Raw genomic sequence first — 25725 nt, 5'->3', positions numbered from 1 at the left:
ATTTCTTTTTGGGCTCAAGGGAACTTTTTTATTTTTCAGGGTCGCTGTGACTTTTCAGCCAGTGATGGTGAAACGATGGCCTCTTTTTGTGATGAAACTAGTGCGATTGGCGCCGGACTAATTCTTCATTGCGCTATAAACTGTGTCACACATTTTTATTTGTAGTTGGGAGCATCAATACATGCAACTGGGGATTATCGGACTAGGCCGCATGGGCGGGAATATTGCGCGCCGCTTGATGCTCAATGGGCATACCACCGTGGTCTACGACCGCAATGAAGCATTCGTCAAAGGCTTGAGTGAAGAGGGCGCGACCGGCGTTGCCGATCTGCCTGCCCTGGTCGCTGGCCTGCAAAAGCCGCGGGCTGTCTGGGTCATGTTACCGGCGGGCGAGCCCACCGAAACCACGATCAACGACCTGAGCGAACTGATGGAACCCGGCGATGTGATCATCGACGGCGGCAACACCTTCTATAAAGATGACGTACGTCGCGGCAAGGCCCTGGCGGAAAAAGGCCTGCACTACATCGACGTCGGCACTTCCGGTGGCGTGTGGGGCCTGGAGCGCGGTTACTGCATGATGATTGGCGGCGACGCCGAGACCGTCAAGCACCTGGACCCGATCTTCGCCACCCTCGCGCCGGGCCTGGGCGATATCCCGCGCACCAAGGACCGTACCGCTACCGACGACCGCGCCGAACGTGGCTATATCCACGCCGGCCCTGCCGGTTCCGGGCACTTCGTGAAGATGATCCACAACGGCATCGAGTACGGCATGATGCAGGCGTTTGCCGAAGGCTTTGACATTCTCAAGACCAAGAACTCGGAAAACCTGCCGCCAGAACAGCGTTTTGACCTGAACGTGGCCGATATCGCTGAAGTCTGGCGTCGCGGCAGCGTTGTGTCCTCCTGGCTGCTCGACCTCACAGCCGATGCCCTGGCGACCGACCCCAAGCTCGACGGTTACTCCGGTTCCGTGGCCGACAGCGGCGAAGGGCGCTGGACCATCGAAGCGGCCATGGAGCAATCGGTACCGGTACCGGTGCTGTCCAACTCGTTGTTTGCCCGGTTCCGCTCGCGCCAGCAAAGCACTTACGGTGACAAGCTGCTGTCGGCCATGCGCTTCGGCTTTGGCGGCCATGTGGAGACTTCCAAAAAATGACGGCCACCGGCAAGAAACCCAAGGCCGAACCCGCTCCACCCACTACCTTGTTCCTGTTCGGCGCCCATGGCGACCTGGTCAAGCGCCTGCTGATGCCGGCGCTGTACAACCTCAGTCGCGATGGCTTGCTGGGTGAGGGGCTGCGAATTGTCGGGGTGGATCACAACGCTATCAGCGATGCAGACTTCGCCAAGAAACTCGAAGACTTCATCCGCACCGAAGCGGCGAGCAAGGTCAAGGGGAATGCCGAACATGCACTGGACCCACAGTTGTGGGCCCAGTTGGCCAAGGGCATCAGCTACGTGCAGGGCGATTTTCTCGATGACGGCACCTATGCCGACATTGCCAGCAAAATCGCCGATAGCGGCACGGGCAACGCGGTGTTCTACCTGGCCACCGCGCCGCGCTTCTTCAGTGAAGTGGTGCAGCGCCTGGGCCGGGCCAACCTGCTGGAGGAAAGCCCCGGGGCTTTCCGCCGCGTGGTCATCGAAAAGCCGTTCGGCTCCGACCTGGCCACCGCCGAGGCGCTCAACGCCTGTCTGCTCAAGGTCATGACTGAGAAGCAGATCTATCGCATCGACCATTACCTGGGCAAGGAAACGGTGCAGAACATTCTGATCAGCCGTTTCTCCAACGTGCTGTTCGAGGCGTTCTGGAACAACCACTACATTGACCACGTGCAGATCACCGCTGCCGAAACGGTCGGTGTGGAAACCCGGGGCAGTTTCTTCGAAAACACCGGCACCCTGCGCGATATGGTGCCCAACCACCTGTTCCAGTTGCTGGCGATGATTGCCATGGAACCGCCGGCAGCCTTTGGCGCCGATGCGGTGCGTGGCGAGAAGGCCAAGGTGATCGGGGCCGTGCGCCCCTGGTCGCTGGAGGATGCACGGGCCAACTCGGTGCGCGGCCAGTACACCGCCGGCGAGATCGGCGGCAAGGCGCTGCCGGGCTATCGGCAGGAGGCCAATGTGGCCCCGGACAGCAGCACCGAAACCTTCGTTGCGCTCAAGGTGATGATTGATAACTGGCGTTGGGTCGGCGTGCCGTTCTACCTGCGCACCGGCAAGCGCATGAGCGTGCGCGACACCGAAATCGTTATCTGCTTCAAACCAGCGCCCTATGCCCAGTTTCGCGATACCGAAGTCGACGAGGTCAAGCCGACGTACCTGAAAATCCAGATCCAGCCCAATGAAGGCATGTGGTTCGACCTGCTGGCGAAAAAGCCCGGGCCGACCCTGGACATGGCCAACATCCAGCTGGGCTTTGCCTACAAGGACTTCTTCGAGATGCAGCCTTCCACCGGCTACGAGACGCTGATCTATGATTGCCTGACCGGCGATCAGACCCTGTTCCAGCGTGCCGATAACATCGAAAACGGCTGGCGTGCGGTGCAACCGTTTCTCGATGCCTGGCAGAAGGATGATGGCATCCAGGCTTACAAGGCCGGGGAAGACGGCCCGGCGGCAGCGGATGCGTTGCTGGCCCGTGATGGCCGCGCCTGGCATAGCCTCGGATGAGTGAGGAGACGATTCACCCCATCCGTTTTTTGTTGAGTGATATGGACGGCACCTTGTTGCTGCCCGATCACAGCCTCAGCCAGCGCACCATCGCTGCCGTGCGTGCGCTGCGCGAAGCCGGGGTGTTTTTCAGCCTGGCCACCGGGCGGCCGCCGAGGGCGATGTTGCAGCAGATCGAAGCCCTGGGCGTCGATGTGCCCACGGCGGGGTTCAACGGCGGCACCCTGGTGAACCCGGACGGCAGCATTCTGGTAGCCCACCACTTGCCGGCAGAGGCAGCGTTGATCACCCTGGCACTGTTGTGCGACCAGCCGGAGGTGGAAATCTGGGTGTTTGCCGATGGTGAGTGGCTGCTGCGTGACCCCTTGGGCCCGATGGTGCCTCGGGAGCAGCATGGCCTCGGTTATGCGCCGGTCGTGGTGGAGAGTTTCGAGCCGTTCCTGGGGCGGATCGACAAGATCGTCGCCGCCAGCGCCAATGCACAGTTGCTGGTCGAGCTGGAAGCGCGCTTGCAGCCCAAGGTTGCAGGCTTGGCTCAGGTTTCGCGTTCGCAGCCGGTCTATCTCGATATCACCGCAATGAAGGCCAACAAGGGCGATGCCCTGAAAACCCTGGCTGCGCACCTTGGGGTAGCGCTGGAGCAGACGGCAGCCATCGGCGATGGTGGCAATGATCCGGCGATGTTTGAAGTGGCCGGGTTGTCGATTGCCATGGGGCAGGCAGAAGAGGTGGTCAAACGTCAGGCCAACCTGGTCACCGGCAGCAATGTCGAGGACGGTGCTGCCGAAGCCATTGAACGATTGATCCTTCACAGCCAGTAACTGACCCCGTACCAGCCCAGCACGCCCATCACCACCGTGTACGGCAGCGCCATCCACACCATGCGCCCGTAGGACAGGCGAATCAGCGGCGCAATCGCCGACGTCAACAAGAACAGGAACGCTGCCTGGCCATTGGGCGTTGCCACGCTGGGCAGGTTGGTCCCGGTATTGATCGCGATGGCCAGGGTCTCGAAATGCTCGCGGCTCATATGCCCGGACACAAACGCCTGCTTGACCTCGGTGATATAGATTGTTGCTACAAACACGTTGTCGCTGATGGCTGACAGCAGGCCGTTGGCAATAAACAGCATGCCTGGCTGCTGGTCGGCGGGCAGGGCCAGCACCCACTGGATCAGTGGGTTGAACAACTGTTGATCATGTATCACCGCGACCACGGCGAAAAACACCACCAGCAGGGCAGTAAAGGGCAGGGCGTCCTTGAAGGCGTTGCCGATGCGATGTTCTTCGGTAATCCCGGTGAAGGCGGTGATCAGTACAATTACCAGCAGGCCGATCAAGCCAACCTCGGCGATATGCAAGGCCAGCCCGGCGATCAGAATCAGTGCAGCCAGGCCTTGGACAATCAGCGCTGCGCGCTGGCGCGGGGTGCGTTCGGCGTTGTCCTCATGGGCGTAGTTGGCCAGCACCTGACGCACGTTGTCCGGCAGCAGGGTGCCATAGCCAAACCAGCGCAGCTTTTCCAGCAGCACGCAGGTCACCAGGCCCGCCGCCAGCACTGGCAACGAGACCGGGGCGATCTGTTGGAAGAACTGGCTGAAGTTCCAGCCCATTTCGTGGCCGATCAACAGATTCTGCGGTTCGCCCACCAAGGTACACACGCCACCCAGAGCAGTGCCGACGGCGCCGTGCATCAACAGGCTGCGCAGGAAGGCGCGGAACTGCTCCAGGTCGGCGTGGTGCAAGGTGGGCAGGTGATGGTCGTCGCTGTACTCGCTGTCCTGGCGTGGATCATTGCCTGAAGCCACCCGGTGATATACCGAATAGAAGCCCACGGCGGCACTGATAATCACCGCAGTAACGGTCAAGGCATCGAGAAAGGCTGACAGGAAGGCCGACAAGAAGCAGAACATCAGCCCCAGCAGCGCTTTGGACCGCACGCCCAGCAGCAGGCGCGAAAACAGGTACAGCAGCAAGTCCTTCATAAAGTAAATGCCGGCCACCATAAACATCAGCAGCAGGATCACCGGGAAGTTATGCAGCAGCTCGTCGTACAGCGCCTGAGGCGTGGTCATGCGCAATAGCAGCGCCTCGACCATCAACAGCCCTCCGGGCATCAACGGGTAGCAGTGCAGCGCCATGGCCAGGGTGAAAATGAACTCTGCCACCAGCAACCAGCCGGCCGCGACCGGACCGAAAGCCCAAAGCACCAGGGGGTTGAGGATCAGGAACGTGAGGATGCTGGCCTTGTACCAACGGGGCGAGTGCCCAAGGAAATTATGGGCGAAGGCCTGGGCCATTGATCCGGACATGGGGTGCTCCTGGGGGCGAGAAGTGCGCAAGGTGCCCGAGGCTCACTAGAAGATCAAGTGATCATGGCATGGCGGCTATATAAAAAGGGCGAGACGAAAGTTTCAGGCACGCAAACCCGTGGCGAGGATCAAACTCACTCGCCACGGGTTTAATAGTCTTAACAAGTTGCAGCCGATATAAGAGGCGACGTTATGTCGCAGTAGCTGCGTTAACTTACTTGGGCATTGCCCAGGACTGTAGCTGATAGCCTTCGCCATTGAGTTCGGCGCGGGCTTGCAGCAGCAGGGTTTCCAATTGTTTTGGATCGGAATAAGTGCTGCAAGGAATCTGTTTGCGCCCGATGCGGTTTTCGGTGCGGTCGATCACGGTCAGGCTCAGCTCGCCAGTACCGTCTTGTGGGGCCCAGGCCACGCAGTGAAAGGGTTGGAAAGCACGGTCTGCGATCAAAAGAGCTTCGTTGATACGGAGCGGGGCGTTCATGGGGTCTTCTCTCTAAGTGCCCAATCAAAAGATGTGCCGTCGGTTGGGCTTACCGTTCGGCTAGTACCTGTACTGATGCACGATGACGGGGTACGGGTCACATGCTAAAACAAGAAAATTCAACTTTTCGTGATTAACGTCATGTAAGCGGCGCTTTTGAGAGGCGTAGAAAGATTCAAATCGCCGCACTAAAGCGGGTTGATCGCCAAATGCCGTATCCCGAGAGCTTTTATCGCGAAACGATACAAGCCTAGTGTCAAGATCTTGCTAGGGTTATGAGCAGCTCACCCAAACTGTTGTTTCTAAATAACTTTAATGTTTTTGACGCCAAGGAATAGTCATGGTTGTTACACCAGCCCTGCGTCGCTTGCTTGTGGTCGATCCCTGTGACGACTGCCACCAGTTATTGCCTGGTTTGCGGGCGGCCGGATGGGCAGTGGACAGCTGTGCCCTGGATGCCTTGGGCGATCGCACCTGTGACGTCGGATTATTGCGACTCCAGGCCAAACACCTGGAGCGACCCGAGGCGGTCAAGGAGCTGATCAGTCGCAGCGGTACCGAATGGATCGCCGTGCTCAGCCCCGAGATGCTGCGCCTGCAGAACGTCGGCGACTTTGTCTGTGAATGGTTTTTTGACTTCCATACCTTGCCGTTCGATGTGGCGCGCGTCCAGGTCACCCTGGGCCGGGCCTTTGGCATGGCGCGCTTGCGGGGTAAAGGCTGCGCCTATGTGGCCGAGCCCGAACATGAACTGTTGGGTGACAGCCGGCCAATCCGCGAACTGCGCAAACTGCTGGCGAAACTGGCCCCTACCGAGTCGCCGATTCTGATCCGTGGCGACAGCGGCACCGGCAAGGAACTGGTGGCCAAGACCTTGCACCGGCAATCCCAGCGGCACGCCAAGCCATTCGTGGCGATCAATTGCGGGGCTATTCCGGAACACCTGATCCAGTCCGAACTGTTTGGCCATGAAAAAGGCGCATTCACCGGCGCCCACCAACGCAAGATCGGGCGCATCGAAGCGGCCAATGGCGGCACCCTGTTCCTCGACGAGATCGGTGACCTGCCGATGGAGTTGCAAGCCAACCTGTTGCGCTTTCTCCAGGAAAAACATATCGAGCGTGTCGGTGGCAGCCAGCCGATCCCGGTGGATGTCAGGGTGTTGGCCGCGACACACGTCGATCTGGAGGCAGCCATCGAGAAGGGCACCTTCCGCGAAGACTTGTACTACCGGCTCAATGTCCTGCAAGTGGTCACCGCGCCGCTGCGTGAGCGCCATGGCGATGTGGGGATGCTGGCCAATCATTTTTCCCGGTTCTACAGCCAGGAAACCGGGCGCCGGCCGCGCAGTTTCAGCGAGGACGCCCTGCTCGCCATGGGCAAGCATGGATGGCCGGGCAATGTGCGTGAGCTGGCCAACCGGGTGCGGCGCGGCCTAGTTCTGGCCGAAGGGCGGCAAATCGAAGCGGCCGACCTGGGATTGCAAAGCCAAAAGGCAATCGCGCTGCCCATGGCTACACTGGAAGACTACAAGCACCGCGCCGAACGCCAGGCGCTGTGCGATGTGCTGAACCGCCATAGCGACAACCTGAGTGTTGCCGCCCGGGTGCTGGGGGTTTCCCGGCCTACCTTCTACCGGTTACTGCACAAGCACCAGATCCGCTAGGGCGGGTAAAAAAAGCCCCGTCGCGACCCTTATCGCGGCGGGGCTTTTCCTTATCTCAAACTCACCATTCCCTGTAGGCGCGTTTAGAAGTAGTACGGGAATTTCAGGCTGAAGGTGAAGTCCGGTGCGTCATCTGTCATGCCGATGGCCAGGTTGGGCACGATGGTCAGGTTTTCGCTGGCGGCAATGGTCATGCCGACGTTGAAGTAGCCCGCGTTGGCGTCACTGGACACAACCGACTGCCAATCGCCACCGTCGGGTTTGAGCTTACTCTTGCGCTGGATCAGGTCAGACACCGAGAACGACATACTCATACGCTCGTTCAAGGCAAATGCCACGCCGACACCGAACTGGAAGCTGTCGCCCAGGCGTACCTTGCCGCCGACTTTTTCGTTGACCGTGGAGCTGATGTCGTCAAACGAATCTTCGAAGTTGTGGGTGTAGGAGAGCGAGCCGAACAGCACGGCTGGATCGAAGGTTTTGACCAGGGAAATCCCCGGGGTCACCGACCATACGCCATTGCCGGTTGGCAGGTTCTCCGGCACATAGAGGTTGGTGTTGGACGGCGAGCGTACCAGCTTGATACCGAACGGCTCCTTGCCGGTCGGCGCCTTGACCCGTACCGAGAGTACGGCGTCCGGCAGGGTGGGGGATTCATCGAGGAACTTGTAGGCAACCCCGAAGTTGACGTCGCCGATGGTCGGGTCGCGACTGACCGACTCCTCTGAAGTCGCCGTCCCCGCGCCACCATTGGCGCCCCCGGACTGATAGGTCGATTCGCGGTACACCACGGGGACGTTGACGTCGAACTGCCAACGGTTATCGACGTTGTAGCGGCCCGTCATGTCCAGGGTCCAGTTATCCGCCTTGATGCGATCCAGGTTGATATTGCCGAGGAAGATCGAGTCCAGTGCCAGGAAGCCATTGAGGGTCAATTGCCGGGCATCGTAGCGAGCGTAGGTAATGCCCGTCTCAAAGCTGAACTTGCCATTGCCAAAGAACCCGCTGGCCTCGTTATAGAGGTTGCTGACACTCTGTGCCGGCGCCGAATCATCCTTGAGTGCCTGCCCATAGGAACTGCCGGTTGCACCGCCGGTGCCACTGGCGGCCACCGTACTGCCGCTTTGCTTGAAATCTGCAGGTGACTTGGCCAGGCGCTTGGGCGCGGGTACTGCGGGCTGGTCTTCGACCTGGCGCACCCGTTGCTCCAGGACCGCCAGGGCTTTTTGCTGTACTTCGTAGCGTTGCTTGAGTTCCAGCAGTTCCTGTTTGAGGGTTTCTATATCGGCGTCTGGCGCTGCGTACAACAAGCTCGCGGGCAAGAGCGTACTTAAACAAACAACGGCGCGTAGCGATAACGTTCGATGCATGAAATAAGCCGTCCTTTTCTAATGCGTAAGTGTCGAGGGTCAGCGTAGTTCAATAACCGAGAGTGCGTAGACCCTTGAGTTGGTCCAGGTTGCAGTTCAGTGCCACGTTGTTTAGTCCGTTGCTACCGAGCACGACATTCAGTTGGGTCATGTTATTAACGAAGTTGCTATTGCCTTGCAGAATCGTGCCTTGCAGCACATTGCCGCCGCCGATCTGCTGCACGGCGCTGCCCTGATTATGGTTGGCCTGGATCGCCATCTGCAGGCCGCCGTTATTGGCAGAAACACTCACCTTGCCAGCGGCGCTATTACCAGAGATCGAACCGCCAGCGACCAGGACCTGGCCCGACTGCACCAGATTGGCGGGCGCCAGGCCGTTCTCACTGACATTGATCCCGACGTTGTTATAGGCCGTATTGCCATCGCCCGCGGCGCGTACGGTTTGTGTCACGCCGGCGCCGGTACCCAGCCCGGAGCCGCCGATGACCGTACCGGTCCCCGTGGGGCGGTCGCTGCCTTTGCCGGTCTCGCCGGTAGTCTGCACATAGAACTGCGGCGTGATGGTGGAGGAGTCGATCTGCATGTTGGCCTTGACGGTGCTGGTATCGCCTGCGGCGTTGGTCCAGGTGGTGCTCATCACAATACCGAAGCTGACAATCCGCCCCGGCATGACGAAGCGGCCGCGCAGTTGGGCCAGTTCAGCATCATTTATTTCAATCGGCTTGAACGCCGAGGCTGCATAAGCGGGCATTGAGGCTGCCAGGCACAGGACCGTCAGCCAACGGTAAGTGTTCATCATCTGCTCCTGGAGCTTCCTGCTCCTTATGGCGCTTCTAGAAGAAGTCGCTCTGGATGAAACCGAAGTCCATCAGCTCGGCGTCGCCCACGGGCCGGAACTCGTTCATTTTGCCCTTGGCGGTCAACGGTATCGGCGGATCGAGCAGGGCGTTGGCCTTGTCGTAGCCTTCACCCAGCACCGCAAACACGATGCCGTTCCATCCGGCGAGGAAGTCGTCCCGCGAGTAGCGTTTGTTGCCCAGTACCGGGTCGCCGATATAGATCCAGTCTTTCTCTGCCCGCTGCATCACCACAAAGTGCTTGTAGCCACGGATATCCAGGAGCACCACCACCGGAATCTTCACCGTTGTCAGGGTGTCCGCCCCGATCTTGTAGCCCCTGGCCCGCATGCCAATGCTTTCGAGGTAGCGCTTCATGTCCAGCATGGAAAAGCCCTGGGTGCGTACCAGGTCCTGGTCGGCGTTGACCAGCATGCCCTTGATGACGTGTTCTTCATCAACATCCAGCCAGTAGCCCTGGCGCAGGATGGTGGCGAGTGCTGCGGCACCGCAGCTGAAATCGGTTTTCTGTTCCACCAGGTTGGCGAACCGTCGCTCGCGGATGCTCTCGACCTTCTTGAAAATCACCGCACCGCCGGGCATGGCGGAAATCGCCATTTGCCCAGCCCAGGAAGGGCCGGTGAGGGTTAACAGCAGGCACAGGGTCGCGAGGCGCATGATCGAATGACCGGGTGGGCACGGGAATAAAAAAGGGCCTTGTTGCCAAGGCCCTCTGCGTCAGGTCAGAAGCGTACGCCGCTGCCAGCTGCGCACTGGGTGCAACCGCTGCCCAGGGACAGGGAGTTGGATTGCTGGTTGCCAGAACCCGCGGACACGTTGATTCCGATGTTGCCGGAAGCATTGTTGCCCGAGTGGTTGATGGAGGCATCGTTGTTGACGTAGGTCTTGCCCCAGTTGCCGTAGCCTTTGCCAGCCGAAGCAGTGTTGAGGAAGGTGTTGTTCAACGATTCCTGGCTGGTGACGGCCGCAGCGCCAATGTTTTTGCCATCGGAGGTTACGATTGCCAGGTTGTTTTTCTGCTGGTTGCCTTGGCCTGCGGTGACGTTGACACCCACGTTACCCGAGCTGTTGTTCGCCGAGTTGTTCAGCGAAGCATCGTTTTGCGTGCCTTTGTTGGTGAACTTGTTGTCTTTGGATGTTTGCTCGACGTCTACGATCGCGAAAACCGCCAGGGCGTCCTTGGCAGCACTGCTGGTGATGGCAGCGCTGTTGTCTTGTTGGTTACCACTGCCTGCGGCAACGTTGGCGCCCAGGTTACCGTCGCTGCTGTTCAGCGAGCGGTTGGCCGAGGCGTCGTTGTTGGTTTTGGTGTCGTCGAACTTGTTGTCTTTGCTCAGTTGAGTGTCGGTCACGACGGCTGCCACGGTGCCGCTAGGGGCAGGGGTTGGCTTCCACTTATCTTCACTAGCTTGTGCAGCAACAGCCATGAGCGCAGCCAGAGCAAAAACCAGTGGTTTGAGAGCCATTGTAGGTTTCATGGTGTATCTCCTTGCTTCTAATTAGTTGGTTAAGTGTTGGTACGGCCTAACAAACACCTATCAAGCAGTTACTTGATAGTGATACCGAGGGTGTTAGCCATGCGGTTCCCCACCCCTGCACTCTGATTCACCTGTACCACTCCACGGCTGCCGGTGAAGGCCTGGTCGCTGGTAACGACCTGGCGGCTGCCAGTGGTAGAGGAGGATCGGGAGTCTGGTAGCAGCGTCATGTTCTGTTGCGACAGGACGCTGTCATCAATGCTTTGCGGGCCTGGGTTGATGCTGATCCGCACCGCATTGATTGTCTGGTTGTTGGCCCCGGCCGACTGGTTGACGCCCAGTACACCGTTGCCATTGCTGAAAGATGAACCCTGGATCGCCGCGCTGGCATTCAGGGACGGGTCGACCTGGCCATCGAGCCGCTGCACCAGTACGTCAGTGGATTGGCCACCGACCGTAATCGCACGGCTATTGATCTGTTGTTGCTGGTTGCCGGCGGCCTGGTTGATTGAAGCAACGCCGCTGTACTGCTGGCCGGAGCTGTCGATAAGCGCGTTGTTATTGCTGTCTGCCATCGCGGCGCAGCTACCCAGCACGGCGAGCATCAGCCACGAGCGCTTCATTGCTGGCCTCCCATCAGGCTGCCGATGTTGTTCAGCGGGGCCATGCCACGCTCAATCGTCCCGCTGATCTGTCCGCCGAGGCTGCTGCCACCGCTATGGCCCGCAGCCGCGCCGGCACCCAGCCCGGAGGCGCTGCTGCCATGGGTGGTGCTCAAGCCAGGGAGGGTGCCATTGGGCAGGATGGATCGAGTGATGCTGGAACCACTGCTGACCCCTGCGAAGTCGTTGTCGCTGAGTTCGCCGTTAGTCGTCGAGCGTAGAATCTGCGCGCCAGGATTGGCATTGGCCGTAGTGGGATAAGGATCCGGTCCGAAGGAAGAACGCCCGGCCATATGGCCTTGGACGTTGCGCCCGGTAACGATGACGCCGTTTTCGGCGAGGGCGGGTACGCTCACACTGGCGCTGAGTACACAGCTGATCAGCAGGAGGCTCAGTGAGCCTTGATTGAGAGTTGCCACGGCATCATTCCTTGTTCTGTGACGCTGACCCTAAACAGCGCTGTAAGGAATAGAGCAGGAGCTGTGCCGCTTTTTATATTGACTTGTTTTTCAATGGCTTGGGGCTTCTGGCGGGGCGGGCGTAGGGCGAGGTGTATCAGGCTTGAGACGGGACGTGGGGGAATGACCGGCACCTGGCATAGGCAGACTGGGGGGAAGAGGGTGTTTCAGCAATGCAACACTATTGATGACGAACCGATGAATCCACAGCCAGAGGGGCGTTGCGCGGTGATGGGTGTTTCAAAAGTGGACAGTGCGGCGCGCACAGTTGCCCGGCAATGCACGCCGTGCTGCCTTGGCGAAGGTCAGGTCTTGGGGACTTTGCGCGGTATCGAGTTGAGGACGGTGTTGCCATCCTGGTTCTGGGTCAGGTAGACCGGCAGTACCTTGGGCAAGGACGACACCAGGTGGGTGACTTCATGGATATCGTAGATCCCGCCAATACGGATATTGCCGGTACCGGTATCGGCCAGCATCACCGGTTTGCTCAGGTAACGGTTGATCAGGGGCAGGGCATCCACCAGTGCCAGGTTGTCGAGGATCAACTTGCCGGTGCGCCAGGCCAGCGCCGGATCATGGGGGTTGAATGCCTGTAGCTGTGGTTGCGCATCGCCCCCGTGGTAACTGGCCTGCATTCCGGGAGTGAGGCTCACGCCGCTGTGGCTGGCATCGCTGCTGATCTTCACCGAACCCTCCAGCAACATGACCCGCACCTGGTCGTCGTATTTCCAGACGTTGAACTGGGTACCTGTCACTCGGATCTGCCCGGTACCGGCGCGCACCACAAACGGGTGTTCGCGGTCATGGCTGACCTTAAAGAACGCTTCACCTTTTTTCAGGGTGGCCCGGCGCTCATCTTTATAGTTGCTGTAGACCAGCTCGGTACCCAGGTTCAGTTCCACTTCGCTGCCATCGGCCAGGGTCACCTGGCGCAAGCCGCCTTCGGCGAGGTAATGCTCATAGGAACTGGGCAGCCAACCCGCTTCCCAGCCCGTGAAAGCGGCCAGGGGCAGGGCCATCAACGAGATGGCGGCAGCCACTGCATAGGTGCGCCAGCGGCTGGGTGGCGGGACCTGCACCGGGGGCGGGGAGGGCACGTTGCTGCGTGGCAAATGGTCGGCCACATCCCAGATTTCCAGCATGGCCGCATATTCGAAAGCATGCAGGGGATGCGCGTCGTGCCACTCTTCGAACGCCTGGCGTTCGGCCGCCGTGCAATCAAAAGCATGCAGGCGCATACACCAATGCGCGGCAGCATCGGTGACGGCGTCATATTCGGCTTCTGAAAGGGGCTGCTGGGTCATTGGTGCTTCCTGATTTCCTACATTCTAACCTTCCGGGCAGGGTGCCGAGAACAGCCATCATGGCGAATGAGCATCAATGTGGAACTAAATCGTCCTGCAAACACCCTAAAAATCTGGATCTGTAAGTCATTCTCTATAACGGAGTAAGAAAATGCTGAAGAAAACCCTCACTGCCATGCTTGCCACTGCCACTTTGCTCGGTGCAGGCGCCGCCCTGGCCGACAAGCCGGGAGCCGGCTGGATTACCATCGAGAAAGCCATTGAAACCGCCAAGACCAAGGCCGGTTACATTGAGGTCTACCAGGCCGAAGCAGACGACAACGGTTACTGGGAAGTAAAAGGTCGCAAGGCGGACGGTGTTGTCTATGAGGTCCGCATCGACGGTGCTTCGGGCAATGTGTTGCGTGACCAGAAAGACTGACCCCCCACCGGATCAGTTCATCGAATCCCTTCGATTGAAGGCGTCGGGTCCCACTGACGTCCCGGGCGACTGATCATGAGCGCCGCCGAGTCAACATTCGCTTGCCAGGCGGCGAACTCAGCACATAGACGGAACCGTCGAGCACCCGCTTGACGGTTTCCCATCGTGCCTTTACGGCCTTTTTCCCATTGTGTGCTAACGCTCTCCGGCACTGCCCGGCGTTTGTTAAATAGCGCTGAAGCCGCGTCGGTGGTTGACAGCCCACTTGTCGCGCGTTGTTAATCAACGAGCGAAATCCAGCAGGCTGTTGCCCCCTCCAATAACAATTCCGGAGCTTCAGATGTCAGCCACACCCACCACTGCCGTGACTACTTCAATTGGCTTCACTGAGCTTGTGACGCTGCTCAAGGATATTTTCAGCCGGCATGGCGCCTCGCCTGAGGTTGCCCGCGTATTGGCCGACAACTGCGCCCGCGCCGAGCGGGATGGGGCGCACAGCCACGGGGTGTTTCGCATACCGGGCTATGTCTCGACCCTGGACAGCGGCTGGGTCAACGGCCAGGCGGTGCCAGTGGTCGAGGATGTGGCCTCGGGTTTCGTGCGTGTGGACGCCGCCAATGGTTTTGCCCAGCCGGCCCTGGCCGCCGCGCGCCCGTTATTGGTGGCCAAGGCCCGCAGCGCCGGTATCGCGGTACTGGCGATCCGTAACTCCCATCACTTTGCCGCGTTATGGCCGGATGTCGAACCGTTTGCCGAAGAAGGTCTGGTGGCCCTCAGCGTGGTCAATAGCATGACTTGCGTGGTGCCACATGGCGCCGATCGCCCGCTGTTCGGCACCAACCCCATCGCGTTCGCCGCACCACGTGCCGATGGGCCGCCGATTGTGTTTGACCTGGCCACCAGCGCCATCGCCCATGGCGATGTGCAGATTGCCGCCCGTCAGGGTGAGCGTGTGCCGCCGGGCACCGGGGTCGACAGCCTGGGGCAGCCGACCCAGGACCCCAAGGCGATCCTTGAAGGCGGCGCGCTGTTGCCGTTTGGCGGGCACAAGGGGTCGGCGTTGTCGATGATGGTGGAGTTGCTGGCGGCGGCCCTGACCGGGGGGAATTTCTCGTTTGAATTCGACTGGTCGAACCACCCGGGCGCCAAGACTCCCTGGACCGGCCAGCTACTGATTGTGATCGACCCCAGTAAAACTGCGGGGCAGGACTTTGCCCAGCGCAGCCAGGAACTGGTGCGACAGATGCATGCGGCAGGGTTGCGGCGCTTGCCCGGCGACCGGCGTCATCGCACACGGGCCAAGGCAGAACGGGAGGGGATTATGCTCGGTGGGGGCGAACTGGCCCGGTTGCGCGAATTAGCGCGGGGCTGAAGGGCGGTGCGGGCTGACCCGCACCGACCCAGGCATCCATCAGTTGCGACGGCCCAGCAGCAAGCCAACCACCAGGCCGAAGCCGGCGGAAATGGCTACGGTCTGCCAAGGGTGGCCACCGATATAGGTTTCGGTGGCATCCACCACCGGCTTGCTGCGCTCACGCACGTTGGACACCGAATCCAGGGCTTGCTTGAGTTTGATCGCGACCTGCTCGCGCAGGGTTTCACCTTCTTCTCCCACCAGCGACGCGCTGCTCTTGAGCAGTTTGTCGGACTCTTCGATCAGGGCCTGGAGTTCGCTGAACGCCTGGTCCTTGATTTGCTCTTCGACAGCTTGGGCGGCGGTTTTACGGGCCATTGAGTAGCTCCTTGCGGGTAAGTGGGCAGTGAACAATGGAGTCTTGCAGCAGGCTAAAAGTTGCAGTTTTTTTTCGCCCGGCATCGGGCCGATGAAAAATCCGAATTCGGACCTTTCGACCTACAGTGTAAGATGTCACCTATTTGTGCAGCAGGTAAATCCACATGAGCTTCAATCTGGCCAACAAGCCCCTCGCCGAGCGCGCCGCGCTTGAAGATGAAAAGTCCCGTCTGTATGACCTGTGGCAAAGCAACCTGGGCAAGGCCAAGGGCGAGGGCGCACGGTTGTTTGGCGAGCGCGCCAAGCGCAAGGGTAAATGGGCCGAATGGGTGCGTTCCGAGCTGGACGGCATGTCACCGCCGGAATTTGCCAACATGGTGCGCAGTGAAGTCAATCGCCTGATGGCCGCCAAGTAAGCACGGGCTGATCGGTGCCTACAGGGGTTGTTTCAACCATTCTTCGCGGGTGATTTCCCAGATGTCCTTGGGGAACGCCCCCTCCACGAACTGCCCTTCTTCCGTGCGGATCAAGCGCATCCCGGTTTTTTCGGAAAGCCTGCGTGAGCCCAGGTTCGGCGCTGCCTTGGGCACCCGCAGCACGGGGCGCCCAAGCACCGTGAACCAATACGCGGTCACTGCCGCGCTGGCTTCGCTCATCAGTCCCTGGCCCTGCCATTGCGGCGCGAGCCAGAAGCCCCGGTTGTTGTCCAGCTCATCCATCAGGCTCACATTGCCGATCAACTGCCCGGGGGCCTCGCGCAGGCGGATCGACCAATGCCACTCGCGGCCCTGGGCCATGGCAGGCAAGACCACCTGTTCCAGGTAACTGCGCGCACCATCGGCCGGGTAGGGCCAGGGCACCAGGGCATTGAGGTAGCGCACCACTTCCCAGTGGGGGAACTGCTGCTGTATGCCCTCGGCGTCGTCCAGGGTCAGCGGTTGCAGGATCAGGCGTTCGGTGTACAGGGTGGGCAAGGTGTCCATGCTATTTACCAGGTCACGGTGTTGGGCAGGTCCAGGGTGCCACGATCGACAAAGCGCATCGTGCCAAACAACCCGCCCGCCAGCTTGCCGCGCAATACATAGGGCAGGTTGTTCAAACCCTGGGTCTGGCTCAGGCCCAGGGTCTGACGCAACACCGAAAACGCTGAAACGCTGACCGGGACGGTCAGAACGGTCTCGGAAAAGCGCGGGATGGATCCCTGTTGATCACTCACCCCAGCCGCCAGCGGCCGGCCATTGACCTCCAGGTCCAGCGCTACGCCGTTGTAGTCGATCGCGGTTTCGTTGGGGTTCTGCACCCGCAACTTGACCGCGAAGCGCACTTCCAGATCCTGGCTTTGCAGCGGCTCGATTCCCACCACATTGATATGCAGCGGGTCGCGGTTGGGGAACAAAGCGCAGGCGCTCAGGCTGAGCAATATCAGAGACAGGGTCAGGCCGATCAATCTGCGCATAAGGGTTCCTATTTCGTGGGTTCCGGATCCTGCATGACCTTGAGGGTAGAGGCTTCCGGGTCAAATTCATCTTCTTCCAGCTCTATGAACTCTTCAGGCAGGAAAATGTTCAGCAGGATCGCACAGAACGCACCGACGGTAATCGGCGACTCGAAGATGTTGTGCAAGGCCTTGGGCAGCTCGCGCAGCACTTCCGGTACTGCCGCCACGCCCAGGCCCATCCCCAGGGAAATCGCCACGATCAGCACATTGCGCCGATGCAGGCCGGCTTCGGCAAGGATCTTGATCCCGGCCACCGCCACCGTGCCGAACATGATCAGGGTCGCGCCACCCAGCACCGGCTTGGGCATCAATTGCAGCACCGCGCCAATCATCGGAAACAGACCCAGCAATACCAGCAGCCCGGCAATGAAATACGCCACATAGCGGCTGGCCACGCCGGTCAACTGGATCACCCCGTTGTTCTGGGCGAAGGTCACCATCGGCAGGCTATTGAAAGTGGCGGCCATTACCGAGTTCAGGCCATCGGCCAGCAGGCCGGACTTGATGCGCTTGATATACAGCGGGCCCTTGACCGGTTGCTGGGAAATCATCGAGTTGGCGGTCAGGTCGCCGGCTGCTTCCAGGGGGGAAATCAGGAAGATCACCGCCACCGGAATAAACGCCACCCAGTCGAACGAGAACCCGTACTTGAATGGCACTGGTACGCTGACCAGCGGCACCTGGGGCAACGCCGCCAGATCGACACGCCCCAGCCACCAGGCCACCACAAAACCCAGGGTCAGGCCGATGACAATCGAGCCCAAACGCAGGAACGGGTTATTGAAGCGGTTAAGTACCACGATAGTCAGCAACACCAGGGCCGCCAGCCCCATATTGCCGGCCGCGCCCAGGTCTGCCGCGCCATAGCCGCCGGCCATGTCGGTCACGGCGACCTTGATCAGCGATAGCCCCATCAAGGTGATGATGGTGCCGGTGACCACCGGCGTGATCAGCTTGCGCAACTTGCCGATGAACTGGCTGAGCACCACTTCGATAAATGCGGCAAAAAAGCAGATGCCAAAGATCGTCGAGAGAATTTCATCGGTACCGCCGCCCCGGGCCTTGACCATGAAGCCGGCACTGAGGATCACGCTGATAAACGAGAAGCTCGTGCCTTGCAGGCACAGCAAGCCCGAACCCACGGGGCCGAAGCGCCGCGCCTGGACAAACGTGCCCAGGCCGGAGACGAACAGCGCCATGCTGACCAGGTAGGGCACTTCGCTTTCCAGGCCCAGCACACCACCGACGATCAGGGTCGGGGTAATGATCCCGACGAAGCTGGCGAGCACGTGCTGCAGGGCGGCAAATACCGCAGCGGTGAAGTGCGGGCGGTCTTCCAGACCGTAGATCAGGTCCGATTTATAACGGGGGCGGGGGGCTTGAGCGTCAGACAAGATACGTGCTCGGGTCAGAAAATGGACGCGCAGGATGCCAGAAAGCGTCCACTGTCAAAAGTGTGAAAAAATATTTCTCCAAGCCCCGCAAAAAAACCTCAAGTCTGCCGATACCTCCTATAGGCCCACACAACCTTTATAACAGTGGCGCCGAACCGTTATCTCCGCGCGTTGACGCTGAGTGACCGTGTCGCGGCAAGGACGCTCGCAGCCATCCCTTCTTGAGAGCTTTCCTATGTCCCTCCGTAATTTGAATATCGCACCTCGGGCGTTTCTCGGTTTTGCGTTTATTGCGTTGCTTGTGATTGTTCTGGGGGTGTTTGCCGTCAACCGTATGACGCTGATTCGCCAGGCCGCGCTGGATATGGGGGCTAACCAACTGCCGAGTGTCGGTTACCTGGCCAATATGACCGAGAACGTGTTGCGCCTGCGCATTCTGTCGTTTCGGGTCCTGGTCAATCGCGAACCGGTCGCCCTGCAGGAGGCCCAGGTGCGCATCGGGGTGCTGGTCGACAAGGCGCGCCAGGCCCAGGCGGGTTATGCCGCGCTGCCGGCCGGCGCTGAAGAAGCCGCGCTGTACAAGACTTTTGCCGCCACGCTGGACAACTACCTCAAGGCCCAGGCTGAAATGCTGACGCTGTCCCAGCAGAACAAAGTCGAGGAGATGCGGGCCCTGATCAATAGCCGGATCAAAGACGGTACGGATCAGATGGGCGAGCAACTCAATAAGCTGATTGCGATCAACGCCGCCAATGCCAAACAGGCCGGAGAAGACGCCGGGCGCAGCTACAGCGATGCCATCAGCGGAATTGTCGCGGTGTCGGTGGTGGCGGCGCTGATGACCGTATTGCTTGCCTGGTTGTTGACCCGCAGCATCGTCACACCGCTGCGCAAGGCGGTGGCCGCCGCCGAAACCATCTCCAGCGGCGACCTGAGCAAGGTCATTGCGGACGACGGCCAGGATGAGCCGGCGCGCCTGATCGGTGCCCTGGCTACCATGCAGAACAACCTGCGCCAGACCATCCAGCATATTGCCGGTTCAGCCACTCAACTGGCGTCGGCGGCCGAAGAGCTGAGCGCGGTGACCGAGGAAGCCTCCAAGGGCTTGCAGCAGCAAAACAATGAAATCGACCAGGCCGCCACTGCCGTCAATGAAATGACCGCGGCCGTGGAAGAAGTCGCGCGCAATGCGGTGTCCACCTCCGAAGCGTCGACCCAGTCGAACCAGGCCGCGCGGGAAGGGCGCGATCGTGTGGTGGAAACCGTGGGCGCGATCCAGACCATGACCCAGGACGTGCAGGATACTTCGGTGCTGATCGAAGGCCTGGCGACCCAGGGCCGGGATATCGGCAAGGTGCTGGACGTGATCCGCGCGATTGCCGAGCAGACCAACTTACTGGCCCTCAATGCCGCCATCGAAGCCGCACGTGCTGGTGAGGCCGGGCGCGGGTTTGCCGTGGTGGCCGACGAAGTGCGTGCCCTGGCCCATCGTACCCAGCAGTCGACCCAGGAGATCGAGAAAATGGTGGCCGGGATCCAGAACGGCACGGGGGAAGCGGTGCAGTCCATGCAGCAGAGCAACCAGCGCACCCAAAGCACCCTGGAAATGGCCCGCGCCGCAGGCGTGGCACTGGAGCAGATCACCCAGTCCATCAGCCTGATCAACGAGCGCAACCTGGTGATTGCCAGCGCGTCCGAAGAGCAGGCCCAAGTGTCCCGCGAAGTGGACCGCAACCTGGTGAATATCCGCGACCTGGCGACGCAGTCGGCGGCCGGAGCCAACCAGACCAGCGCCGCCAGTCATGAACTGTCGCGCCTGGCGGTGGATTTGAATGCGATGGTGGCGCGGTTTGTGATCTAAGCAGGGAGGACTTGGGTGGCTGGCATACCGCTATCGCAGGCAAGCCAGCTCCCACATTTGATTGATGGTGTGGCCCAGACTTCTGCCCCGCCGAACATCCCTGTGGGAGCGGGCTTGCCCGCGATAGCGGTGGTCCAGTCACTGTTTTCGGTGGCCGACACACGGACATTGGATCGGGCTGTCAGGCTCCCACATTTGATTGATGGTGTGGCCCAGACTTCTGCCCCGCCGAACATCCCTGTGGGAGCGGGCTTGCCCGCGATAGCGGTGGTCCGGTCACTGTTTTCGGTGGCCGACACACGGGCGTTGGGTCGGGCTGTCAGGCTTTCCATACGCTGGAATTGACCAGGTTTTTCGGCCGCTCGCCCGCCAACGCCGCCAGCAGATTATCCACCGCACACCGCGCCATCGCTTCACGGGTCTCGTGGGTGGCCGAGCCGATATGCGGGGTCGCCACCACGTTGTTCAAACGCAGCAATGGCGAGTCGTGGTTCAACGGCTCACGCTCAAACACATCCAGCCCCGCCGCGCGGATCGTGCGCTGTTGCAGGGCTTCGATCAGTGCCGCCTCATCCACTACCTTGCCCCGGGAGATATTGATGAAAATCGTCTCCGGGCCCATCTGGGCGAATTCCTTGGCGCCAATCAACCCCTGAGTCTGTGCAGTCAACGGCAACGTCAGGCAAACAAAGTCAGCGTGTTGCAGCAACTCCGGCAAGCTGCAGTACCGCGCGCCGAAACGCTGCTCCACCAAAGGTTTGGGCGAATGGCTGTGGTAAATCACCGGCATGCCAAAGCCAAAGTGCCCACGCTGGGCCAGGGCTTCACCAATGCGCCCCATGCCAATGATGCCCAGGGTCTTGCCGTGCACATCGCTGCCAAAGTGCAGGGGGCCGATGTTCTGGTTCCAGTTGCCGGCGCGCACCATATTGGCCAGCTCCACCACGCGTCGGGCGGTGGCGAGGATCAGTGCAAAGCCGGTATCGGCCGTGGTTTCGGTGAGTACATCCGGGGTGTTGCTGAGCAAAATGCCGCGTTGGGTCAGGTAGTCGATGTCGTAGTTATCGACGCCCACCGAAACACTGGCCACGGCTTCCAGGCGCGGCGCCAGGTCCAGCAGTTGCGCATCCAGGCGCAAGCTGGCCCCCAGCAGGCCGTGGGCAATGGGCAGTGCCTCACGCAGTTGCGCCAGGCCCGCGGGGTCGAGGGATTCGATCAAGGTCACCTGGGCCGCTTCATGCAAACGGGCCATCAACGGTGCGGACAGTTTCTTGTACAGCACGACATGCTTTTTCATCAGGTTCTTACCTTCAAATCCAGGGAGTGCAACGGTGCTGCCGGGGACGGCTCCCGGGCACCGGTCTTGAGGAAAATCGTCAGCACCACCGACAGCAGCAACGCGCCGCTCATCAGCAGGTACGACGCACCGGGCGAGCCGGTGCTGCTATTGAGATAGCCCACCAGGTAGGAGCCGCCAAACGAACCGAGGGCGCCCATGCTGTTGATCAAGGCCATGGCGCCGCCGGCGACGTTGGCCGGGAGAATTTCCGGGACGATGGCAAAAAACGGCCCGTAGGGCGCATACATGCAGGCGCCGGCAATCACCAGCAGGGTGTAGGACCACCAGAAATGCTCGGCCCCCAACAAGTAGGAACCATAAAACGCCACGGAGGCGATCAGCAGCGGTGGCCATACAAAGCGCTTACGCTTTTGCAGCTTGTCCGAGCCCCAGGACACCACCAGCATGCCGATCACCGCCGCCAGGTAGGGCAGCGCCGACAACCAGCCGGCTTCGACCATGTCCATTTTCAGGCCGGCCTTGAGGATCGACGGCAGCCACAGCACAAAGCCGTAGACGCCGATGCTCCAGCAAAAGAATTGCAGCGCGAGGATGATCACCTTGGGCGAACGGAAGGCTTCGGCATAGTTCTTCACAGCCTTGAGCCCGACCTGTTCGGCGGCCAGGGCGGTTTCCAGGTCGTGTTTCTCGCCAGCGCTCAGCCACTTGGCATCGGCTGGGCGCTCATCGGCCAGGCGCCACCAGATAAAGGCCCAGAACACCGCCGGCAGGCCTTCGATGATAAACATCCAGCGCCAGCTGTAATGCTGTACCAGGTAGCCGGATACCACCGACATCCACAGCATGGTCACCGGGTTGCCGAGGATCAGGAAGGTGTTGGCCCGCGAGCGTTCGGCACGGGTAAACCAGTGGCACAGGTACACCAGCATCGCCGGCATCACGGCGGCCTCGACCACCCCGAGCATAAAGCGGATGGCGATCAACATATAGGCGTTGGACACCACCCCGGTGAGGGTCGCCAGGCCGCCCCAGAGGATCAGGCTGACGAAAATCAGTTTCTTCACGCTACGCCGCTGGGCATAGATCGCCCCCGGTACCTGGAAGAAAAAGTAGCCGAGGAAGAACAGCGCACCGAGCAGCGAGGACATGCCCGGGGTGATCATCAGGTCTTCGGCCATCCCGGAGGCGGCGGCGAAGCCGTAGTTGGCACGGTCCAGGTACGCCAGGCTGTAGGTGATAAACACGATGGGCATGATGTACCACCAACGGCGGGTGGCGAGTTTCAGGTTGTTCATGGGGTTGCTCCTGAGCTTGTTGTAGTTGTGGCAACAGGTAACGGTTGTCGGTCCGGATCAGCCGGCTTTTTGCCAGGCGGGCAGGTCGGCGCGCAGGGGCAGGCCTTCCATATCGCCGCGACTCTGTACTGCGCGGCTGCCGATCCAGTTGGCGCGCTGTACCGCCTGGGCCAGGCTGAGGTTTTCCAGGAGGGCGCTGATCAGGCCCACGGCAAAGCCGTCGCCGGCTCCCACCGTATCCACCACCTTGGCCACCGGCACGGCGGCGACAAAGCCCTGGTCCAACTGGCTGCGGTAGTAGGCACCGTGGGCGCCGAGCTTGATGGCTACGGCTTCCACGCCCAGGTCGAGGTAGAAGGCGGCAATATCCCCGGGATCTTCGAAACCGGTCAGCAGCCGACCTTCGCTCAGGCCCGGCAATACCCAATGCGCCAGGCCGGCCAGGGCGTTGACTTCGCGGATCATTTTTTGCTCGCTGGGCCATAGCGAAGGGCGCAGGTTCGGGTCAAAGGACACACTGCGGCCGGCCGCGCGCATCTGACTCATCAACTCGCGCGACAGTTCGGCGGTGGCGTCCGACAGCGCCGGCGGAATCCCGGTGGCGTGCAGATGGCGCGCCGTTAGCAATTCTGGAGTGATTGCGGCGCTGGACAAGTGACTGGCCGCCGAGCCACGCCGGAAATACTCGACCTGGGGATCGTCGCCGCTCTCTTCCCGGGACTTGAGCTGAAAGCCGGTGGGGTGCGCGGGATCCACCGCCACATGCCGGCAATCCAGGCCTTCATGCTCCAGGGCCGCGACCACAAACCGCCCCAATGAGTCATGACCGACCCGGCTCAGCCAGGCGACGTTGAAGCCCAGGCGTGACAACCCGATCGCCACGTTACTGTCGGCCCCGGCGATGCGCTTTTCGAAGTGGCCGACCTGGGCCAGGTCGCCGGTTTGCTCGGCGACAAACATCGCCATGGTTTCGCCGAACGAGAGGATATCGATCTCAGACATGGGCATTCTCCACACGCGGTTGGCCAAGGTGGGCGAGGGCGGCGACCTGCTCGGCGGTGACCGCCACCAAGTCGTCGCCTTGCAGCGGGAATTCCACCGCGCGGCTGATACCTTGGGGCATCAGCTGCAGCAATTGTTCCCATAGATGCAGGTCGGCGCTGCCGGGCGGCAGGGCTACCAACTTGCCGTCGGCGCGGCGGGCCACGGCCTTGCAATGCAGGTAATCCACATGCCGGCCCAGCAAGCGTGCGGCGGTACGTGCGGACTGGTCTTGCCAGTGCCAGTTGCCGATATCGAAGGTCATTTTCACCGGCACCGCCAGGCGCTCGGCTTCATCGAAGAAGCGTTGCATCGGCTCGATGCGCCCGCCGTGCAGGGTCTGGTCGTTCTCCACCAGCAAGCGCACCGGGTGGCGGTTGAGCAGGGCGCTGAGGCTGTGCAGGTCGTTGGTGTCGGTGAAGTAACCCAGCGAAACCTTCAACCAGCGCGCACCGAACGCCTGGGCCCGGTCGAGGGTGGCGGCCAGCTCCGAATTGGCTTGGGCACGCCCGGCGACCCACAGCTCCAGGGGCGACGAAAACACACACTCCAGATCCTGCGCGGCGGCGGCCTGGGCCAGTTCGCCGGGTTGTTCGCTGGTCAGCAGTTCTTCACGCCATTCAATACGCCTGGCCCCGGCAGCGGCCAGCAGCTCGACGAAACTCAACTGGCCGCGCTGGCGAACCAGGTCGGCGCCGTAGCTGGAAAGGCTGATGGAAACGGGATATCTATGCATTTTTATTGATCTCTGAAACCGGTTTCATTTGTAGATAAAAAAATGCCCGTGCAGGCGGTTATGCCTACACGGGTTGGGTTGAGCCTCGCACGATCAGTTGCGGGGAAAAATCCAGGGAACGGGTCGCCGAGGTATCGCCGCGCAACCGCTTGAGCAAGCACTCAAAAGCGCTGGCGCCAATGGCTTCGGTCGGCTGGGCCAGGGCGGTGATGCCGCTGCCTACCAGTGGGTACCACTCCAGGTCATCCAGAGCGATCAAGCCAACGTCCTCGAACAATCGGCAACCCAACTCGCGCAGGGCTTTGCTACAGGCCAGCGCGGCAATGCCGTTGGCACAGAACAAGGCTTTAGGCCCGGCTTGGCCTGCGCCCAGAAACGTCTGCAAACGCTGGGGCAGGTCGAGGTCTATCTCCAGTACAGCGCCGTGCATTTTTTTGCGACGGCTGATCTGGGCCTGGAAACTGTCCATGCGCTCAATCCGCGAGCTGGTGCCATCGGCGGCCTCGCTGATCAGCAAAATATCCCGATAGCCCTGTTGCTCCAGGTGATCCAGGGCCATGCCCACGGCCAGTGGGTTATCCAGGCCCACCAGGTCGCTGTGCAGCGCCTCGACCTTACGGTCCACCAGCACCAGGGGCATTTCCCGTTGCAGCTCGAGTAACTGGTCGCGGTGATGGCCCAGGGTATTCACGATCAGGCCTTCGATGTTATAGGCGCGCAACGCCGCCAGGTGCTGGCGCTCCTGCTCGTCATCGCGGTCGGTGTTGCACACCACCAGGCTATAGCCGTGCTGTCGGCAGGCGGTTTCCACGCCATGCATCACGGCAATCGAATAGGGGTTGCGGATATCCGCTACCAGCATGCCGATCAGGCGCGTGCGTCCACGTTTCAGGCCACGGGCCATCTGGTTGGGGCGGTAGCCCAGGTCATCAATAGCCTGTTCGATACGTTGGGCGATGGCGTCGGACAGCAGGGCGCGGTCGTCGCCGATAAAGCGCGACACGCTGGCCTTGGATACGCCGGCGCGCTGGGCTACATCAAGCATGGTCACGCGGCTGCGCTGGGCGGCGGAGAATGAAGTCACGGCGGGGCCTTTCTTATTAGTGTGAGGTGGCAGTGCGCTGGGCATTGAAACCGGTTTCAGAAAACACCAGTCAGCCAGTCTCGTCAAGAAAATA

Annotated in this window: 26 protein-coding genes; 8 read left to right on the top strand and 18 right to left on the bottom strand. The window is 60.7% G+C overall.

Going from position 1 to position 25725, the window contains the following annotated elements:
- Nucleotides 1-181 precede the first annotated feature (181 nt).
- The 3 genes from gnd to HBR93_RS11430 are packed head-to-tail and all read left to right on the top strand — an operon-like array spanning nucleotide 182 to nucleotide 3503.
- Complete coding sequence (gnd, locus tag HBR93_RS11440) at nucleotides 182-1162, top strand: phosphogluconate dehydrogenase (NAD(+)-dependent, decarboxylating) (RefSeq protein WP_057959424.1); 981 nt, start codon at nucleotides 182-184, stop codon at nucleotides 1160-1162.
- Complete coding sequence (gene zwf, locus HBR93_RS11435; protein ID WP_115128294.1) at nucleotides 1159-2682, top strand: glucose-6-phosphate dehydrogenase; 1524 nt, start codon at nucleotides 1159-1161, stop codon at nucleotides 2680-2682. Before gnd ends, zwf begins: the two co-directional genes overlap by 4 nt.
- Nucleotides 2679-3503 (top strand): HAD family hydrolase, encoded by an 825-nt coding sequence (locus tag HBR93_RS11430; protein ID WP_115128293.1) that lies wholly within the window; start codon nucleotides 2679-2681, stop codon nucleotides 3501-3503. Before zwf ends, HBR93_RS11430 begins: the two co-directional genes overlap by 4 nt.
- Here the strand turns inward: HBR93_RS11430 and nhaB are convergent.
- Entirely contained in the window at nucleotides 3491-4993 is a 1503-nt protein-coding gene (gene nhaB / locus HBR93_RS11425; protein ID WP_169960352.1) for a sodium/proton antiporter NhaB, read from the bottom strand. The two genes, HBR93_RS11430 and nhaB, sit on opposite strands and share 13 nt — an antisense overlap.
- A 214-nt stretch (nucleotides 4994-5207) precedes the next feature.
- Complete coding sequence (locus HBR93_RS11420) at nucleotides 5208-5474, bottom strand: hypothetical protein (protein ID WP_032861167.1); 267 nt, start codon at nucleotides 5472-5474, stop codon at nucleotides 5208-5210.
- 340 nt (nucleotides 5475-5814) lie between these two features.
- Between HBR93_RS11420 and HBR93_RS11415 the strand changes: the two genes are divergently transcribed.
- Nucleotides 5815-7140 carry a sigma-54 dependent transcriptional regulator gene (locus HBR93_RS11415; protein ID WP_057436720.1) on the top strand — a complete coding sequence of 442 codons (1326 nt, stop codon included), beginning with the start codon at nucleotides 5815-5817 and terminating at the stop codon, nucleotides 7138-7140.
- 83 nt (nucleotides 7141-7223) lie between these two features.
- On the opposite strand, the gene HBR93_RS11410 is transcribed toward HBR93_RS11415, so the two are convergent.
- The 7 genes from HBR93_RS11410 to HBR93_RS11380 form a co-directional block, all read right to left on the bottom strand.
- Nucleotides 7224-8510, bottom strand: coding sequence for a hypothetical protein (locus HBR93_RS11410; protein ID WP_169960351.1), 1287 nt, complete (start codon nucleotides 8508-8510; stop codon nucleotides 7224-7226).
- Between the two features lie 49 nt (nucleotides 8511-8559).
- On the bottom strand, nucleotides 8560-9306 hold the full coding sequence (locus HBR93_RS11405; RefSeq protein WP_057436717.1) for a hypothetical protein: 747 nt from the start codon (nucleotides 9304-9306) through the stop codon (nucleotides 8560-8562).
- A 37-nt stretch (nucleotides 9307-9343) separates the two neighbouring features.
- Nucleotides 9344-10024, bottom strand: a complete 681-nt coding sequence (locus HBR93_RS11400) for a C39 family peptidase (protein WP_057436715.1) — start codon at nucleotides 10022-10024, stop codon at nucleotides 9344-9346.
- A 65-nt stretch (nucleotides 10025-10089) separates the two neighbouring features.
- Nucleotides 10090-10845: a hypothetical protein gene (locus tag HBR93_RS11395; RefSeq protein WP_057436713.1), complete on the bottom strand. Its 756-nt coding sequence runs from the start codon at nucleotides 10843-10845 to the stop codon at nucleotides 10090-10092.
- 68 nt (nucleotides 10846-10913) lie between these two features.
- Complete coding sequence (locus HBR93_RS11390) at nucleotides 10914-11468, bottom strand: hypothetical protein (protein ID WP_057436711.1); 555 nt, start codon at nucleotides 11466-11468, stop codon at nucleotides 10914-10916.
- On the bottom strand, nucleotides 11465-11926 hold the full coding sequence (locus HBR93_RS11385) for a hypothetical protein (protein WP_057959431.1): 462 nt from the start codon (nucleotides 11924-11926) through the stop codon (nucleotides 11465-11467). The genes HBR93_RS11390 and HBR93_RS11385 overlap by 4 nt, the downstream gene beginning before the upstream one ends.
- Before the next feature lie 344 nt (nucleotides 11927-12270).
- Entirely contained in the window at nucleotides 12271-13269 is a 999-nt protein-coding gene (locus HBR93_RS11380) for a FecR family protein (RefSeq protein ID WP_057959432.1), read from the bottom strand.
- 151 nt (nucleotides 13270-13420) lie between these two features.
- Between HBR93_RS11380 and HBR93_RS11375 the strand changes: the two genes are divergently transcribed.
- Both HBR93_RS11375 and HBR93_RS11370 read left to right on the top strand, forming a co-directional pair.
- Complete coding sequence (locus HBR93_RS11375) at nucleotides 13421-13690, top strand: PepSY domain-containing protein (protein ID WP_057436705.1); 270 nt, start codon at nucleotides 13421-13423, stop codon at nucleotides 13688-13690.
- Nucleotides 13691-14030: 340 nt separating this feature from the next.
- A complete protein-coding gene (locus HBR93_RS11370) occupies nucleotides 14031-15062 on the top strand; it encodes an Ldh family oxidoreductase (protein ID WP_115128290.1) in 1032 nt (343 codons plus the stop codon).
- A 39-nt stretch (nucleotides 15063-15101) separates the two neighbouring features.
- Here HBR93_RS11370 and HBR93_RS11365 read toward each other — a convergent pair whose 3' ends face one another.
- On the bottom strand, nucleotides 15102-15422 hold the full coding sequence (locus tag HBR93_RS11365; protein ID WP_057436701.1) for a DUF883 family protein: 321 nt from the start codon (nucleotides 15420-15422) through the stop codon (nucleotides 15102-15104).
- A gap of 164 nt (nucleotides 15423-15586) precedes the next feature.
- On the opposite strand from HBR93_RS11365, the gene HBR93_RS11360 reads away from it, so the two are divergent.
- A complete protein-coding gene (locus HBR93_RS11360) occupies nucleotides 15587-15838 on the top strand; it encodes a hypothetical protein (protein WP_038441493.1) in 252 nt (83 codons plus the stop codon).
- A gap of 18 nt (nucleotides 15839-15856) precedes the next feature.
- Here the strand turns inward: HBR93_RS11360 and HBR93_RS11355 are convergent, their stop codons facing one another.
- From HBR93_RS11355 to HBR93_RS11345, 3 genes are read right to left on the bottom strand one after another with little or no spacing between them, the layout of a single operon-like run.
- Nucleotides 15857-16405: a GNAT family N-acetyltransferase gene (locus tag HBR93_RS11355; protein WP_115128289.1), complete on the bottom strand. Its 549-nt coding sequence runs from the start codon at nucleotides 16403-16405 to the stop codon at nucleotides 15857-15859.
- Nucleotides 16406-16410: 5 nt separating this feature from the next.
- The gene (locus tag HBR93_RS11350; protein ID WP_115128288.1) at nucleotides 16411-16878 is read right to left on the bottom strand and encodes an LEA type 2 family protein; all 468 of its coding nucleotides are present in this window, start codon (nucleotides 16876-16878) and stop codon (nucleotides 16411-16413) included.
- Between the two features lie 8 nt (nucleotides 16879-16886).
- Nucleotides 16887-18314, bottom strand: a complete 1428-nt coding sequence (locus HBR93_RS11345; protein ID WP_057444103.1) for a nucleobase:cation symporter-2 family protein — start codon at nucleotides 18312-18314, stop codon at nucleotides 16887-16889.
- A gap of 235 nt (nucleotides 18315-18549) precedes the next feature.
- On the opposite strand from HBR93_RS11345, the gene HBR93_RS11340 reads away from it, so the two are divergent.
- Nucleotides 18550-20175, top strand: coding sequence for a methyl-accepting chemotaxis protein (locus HBR93_RS11340; RefSeq protein WP_120733202.1), 1626 nt, complete (start codon nucleotides 18550-18552; stop codon nucleotides 20173-20175).
- Nucleotides 20176-20494: 319 nt separating this feature from the next.
- On the opposite strand, the gene HBR93_RS11335 is transcribed toward HBR93_RS11340, so the two are convergent.
- The 5 genes from HBR93_RS11335 to HBR93_RS11315 form a co-directional block, all read right to left on the bottom strand.
- Entirely contained in the window at nucleotides 20495-21472 is a 978-nt protein-coding gene (locus tag HBR93_RS11335; protein WP_169960350.1) for a D-glycerate dehydrogenase, read from the bottom strand.
- Nucleotides 21472-22770 carry an MFS transporter gene (locus HBR93_RS11330; RefSeq protein ID WP_057959438.1) on the bottom strand — a complete coding sequence of 433 codons (1299 nt, stop codon included), beginning with the start codon at nucleotides 22768-22770 and terminating at the stop codon, nucleotides 21472-21474. The genes HBR93_RS11335 and HBR93_RS11330 overlap by 1 nt, the downstream gene beginning before the upstream one ends.
- 57 nt (nucleotides 22771-22827) lie before the next feature.
- Nucleotides 22828-23772: a sugar kinase gene (locus tag HBR93_RS11325; RefSeq protein ID WP_169960349.1), complete on the bottom strand. Its 945-nt coding sequence runs from the start codon at nucleotides 23770-23772 to the stop codon at nucleotides 22828-22830.
- A complete protein-coding gene (locus HBR93_RS11320) occupies nucleotides 23765-24547 on the bottom strand; it encodes a TIM barrel protein (RefSeq protein ID WP_115128283.1) in 783 nt (260 codons plus the stop codon). The genes HBR93_RS11325 and HBR93_RS11320 overlap by 8 nt, the downstream gene beginning before the upstream one ends.
- 64 nt (nucleotides 24548-24611) lie before the next feature.
- Complete coding sequence (locus HBR93_RS11315) at nucleotides 24612-25631, bottom strand: LacI family DNA-binding transcriptional regulator (protein ID WP_115128282.1); 1020 nt, start codon at nucleotides 25629-25631, stop codon at nucleotides 24612-24614.
- Nucleotides 25632-25725 lie beyond the last annotated feature (94 nt).

This window comes from Pseudomonas sp. WS 5411, from assembly GCF_012985595.1.
GTDB classification, from domain to species: Bacteria; Pseudomonadota; Gammaproteobacteria; order Pseudomonadales; family Pseudomonadaceae; genus Aquipseudomonas; species Aquipseudomonas shahriarae.
This window is presented reverse-complemented; position numbering and strand designations above follow the sequence as displayed.

Excerpts from the sequence above, each read along its gene's own strand:
- zwf (WP_115128294.1), top strand. The coding sequence starts at position 1,159 with ATGACGGCCACCGGCAAGAAACCCAAGGCCGAACCCGCTCCACCCACT.
- HBR93_RS11400 (WP_057436715.1), bottom strand. The coding sequence starts at position 10,024 with ATGCGCCTCGCGACCCTGTGCCTGCTGTTAACCCTCACCGGCCCTTCC.
- HBR93_RS11365 (WP_057436701.1), bottom strand. The coding sequence starts at position 15,422 with ATGGCCCGTAAAACCGCCGCCCAAGCTGTCGAAGAGCAAATCAAGGAC.
- HBR93_RS11355 (WP_115128289.1), bottom strand. The coding sequence starts at position 16,405 with ATGGACACCTTGCCCACCCTGTACACCGAACGCCTGATCCTGCAACCG.
- HBR93_RS11370 (WP_115128290.1), top strand. The coding sequence starts at position 14,031 with ATGTCAGCCACACCCACCACTGCCGTGACTACTTCAATTGGCTTCACT.
- HBR93_RS11340 (WP_120733202.1), top strand. The coding sequence starts at position 18,550 with ATGTCCCTCCGTAATTTGAATATCGCACCTCGGGCGTTTCTCGGTTTT.
- HBR93_RS11410 (WP_169960351.1), bottom strand. The coding sequence starts at position 8,510 with ATGCATCGAACGTTATCGCTACGCGCCGTTGTTTGTTTAAGTACGCTC.
- gnd (WP_057959424.1), top strand. The coding sequence starts at position 182 with ATGCAACTGGGGATTATCGGACTAGGCCGCATGGGCGGGAATATTGCG.
- HBR93_RS11335 (WP_169960350.1), bottom strand. The coding sequence starts at position 21,472 with ATGAAAAAGCATGTCGTGCTGTACAAGAAACTGTCCGCACCGTTGATG.
- HBR93_RS11390 (WP_057436711.1), bottom strand. The coding sequence starts at position 11,468 with ATGAAGCGCTCGTGGCTGATGCTCGCCGTGCTGGGTAGCTGCGCCGCG.
- HBR93_RS11420 (WP_032861167.1), bottom strand. The coding sequence starts at position 5,474 with ATGAACGCCCCGCTCCGTATCAACGAAGCTCTTTTGATCGCAGACCGT.
- HBR93_RS11405 (WP_057436717.1), bottom strand. The coding sequence starts at position 9,306 with ATGAACACTTACCGTTGGCTGACGGTCCTGTGCCTGGCAGCCTCAATG.
- HBR93_RS11360 (WP_038441493.1), top strand. The coding sequence starts at position 15,587 with ATGAGCTTCAATCTGGCCAACAAGCCCCTCGCCGAGCGCGCCGCGCTT.
- HBR93_RS11380 (WP_057959432.1), bottom strand. The coding sequence starts at position 13,269 with ATGACCCAGCAGCCCCTTTCAGAAGCCGAATATGACGCCGTCACCGAT.
- HBR93_RS11430 (WP_115128293.1), top strand. The coding sequence starts at position 2,679 with ATGAGTGAGGAGACGATTCACCCCATCCGTTTTTTGTTGAGTGATATG.
- HBR93_RS11320 (WP_115128283.1), bottom strand. The coding sequence starts at position 24,547 with ATGCATAGATATCCCGTTTCCATCAGCCTTTCCAGCTACGGCGCCGAC.
- HBR93_RS11415 (WP_057436720.1), top strand. The coding sequence starts at position 5,815 with ATGGTTGTTACACCAGCCCTGCGTCGCTTGCTTGTGGTCGATCCCTGT.
- nhaB (WP_169960352.1), bottom strand. The coding sequence starts at position 4,993 with ATGTCCGGATCAATGGCCCAGGCCTTCGCCCATAATTTCCTTGGGCAC.
- HBR93_RS11395 (WP_057436713.1), bottom strand. The coding sequence starts at position 10,845 with ATGAAACCTACAATGGCTCTCAAACCACTGGTTTTTGCTCTGGCTGCG.
- HBR93_RS11325 (WP_169960349.1), bottom strand. The coding sequence starts at position 23,772 with ATGTCTGAGATCGATATCCTCTCGTTCGGCGAAACCATGGCGATGTTT.
- HBR93_RS11375 (WP_057436705.1), top strand. The coding sequence starts at position 13,421 with ATGCTGAAGAAAACCCTCACTGCCATGCTTGCCACTGCCACTTTGCTC.
- HBR93_RS11330 (WP_057959438.1), bottom strand. The coding sequence starts at position 22,770 with ATGAACAACCTGAAACTCGCCACCCGCCGTTGGTGGTACATCATGCCC.
- HBR93_RS11350 (WP_115128288.1), bottom strand. The coding sequence starts at position 16,878 with ATGCGCAGATTGATCGGCCTGACCCTGTCTCTGATATTGCTCAGCCTG.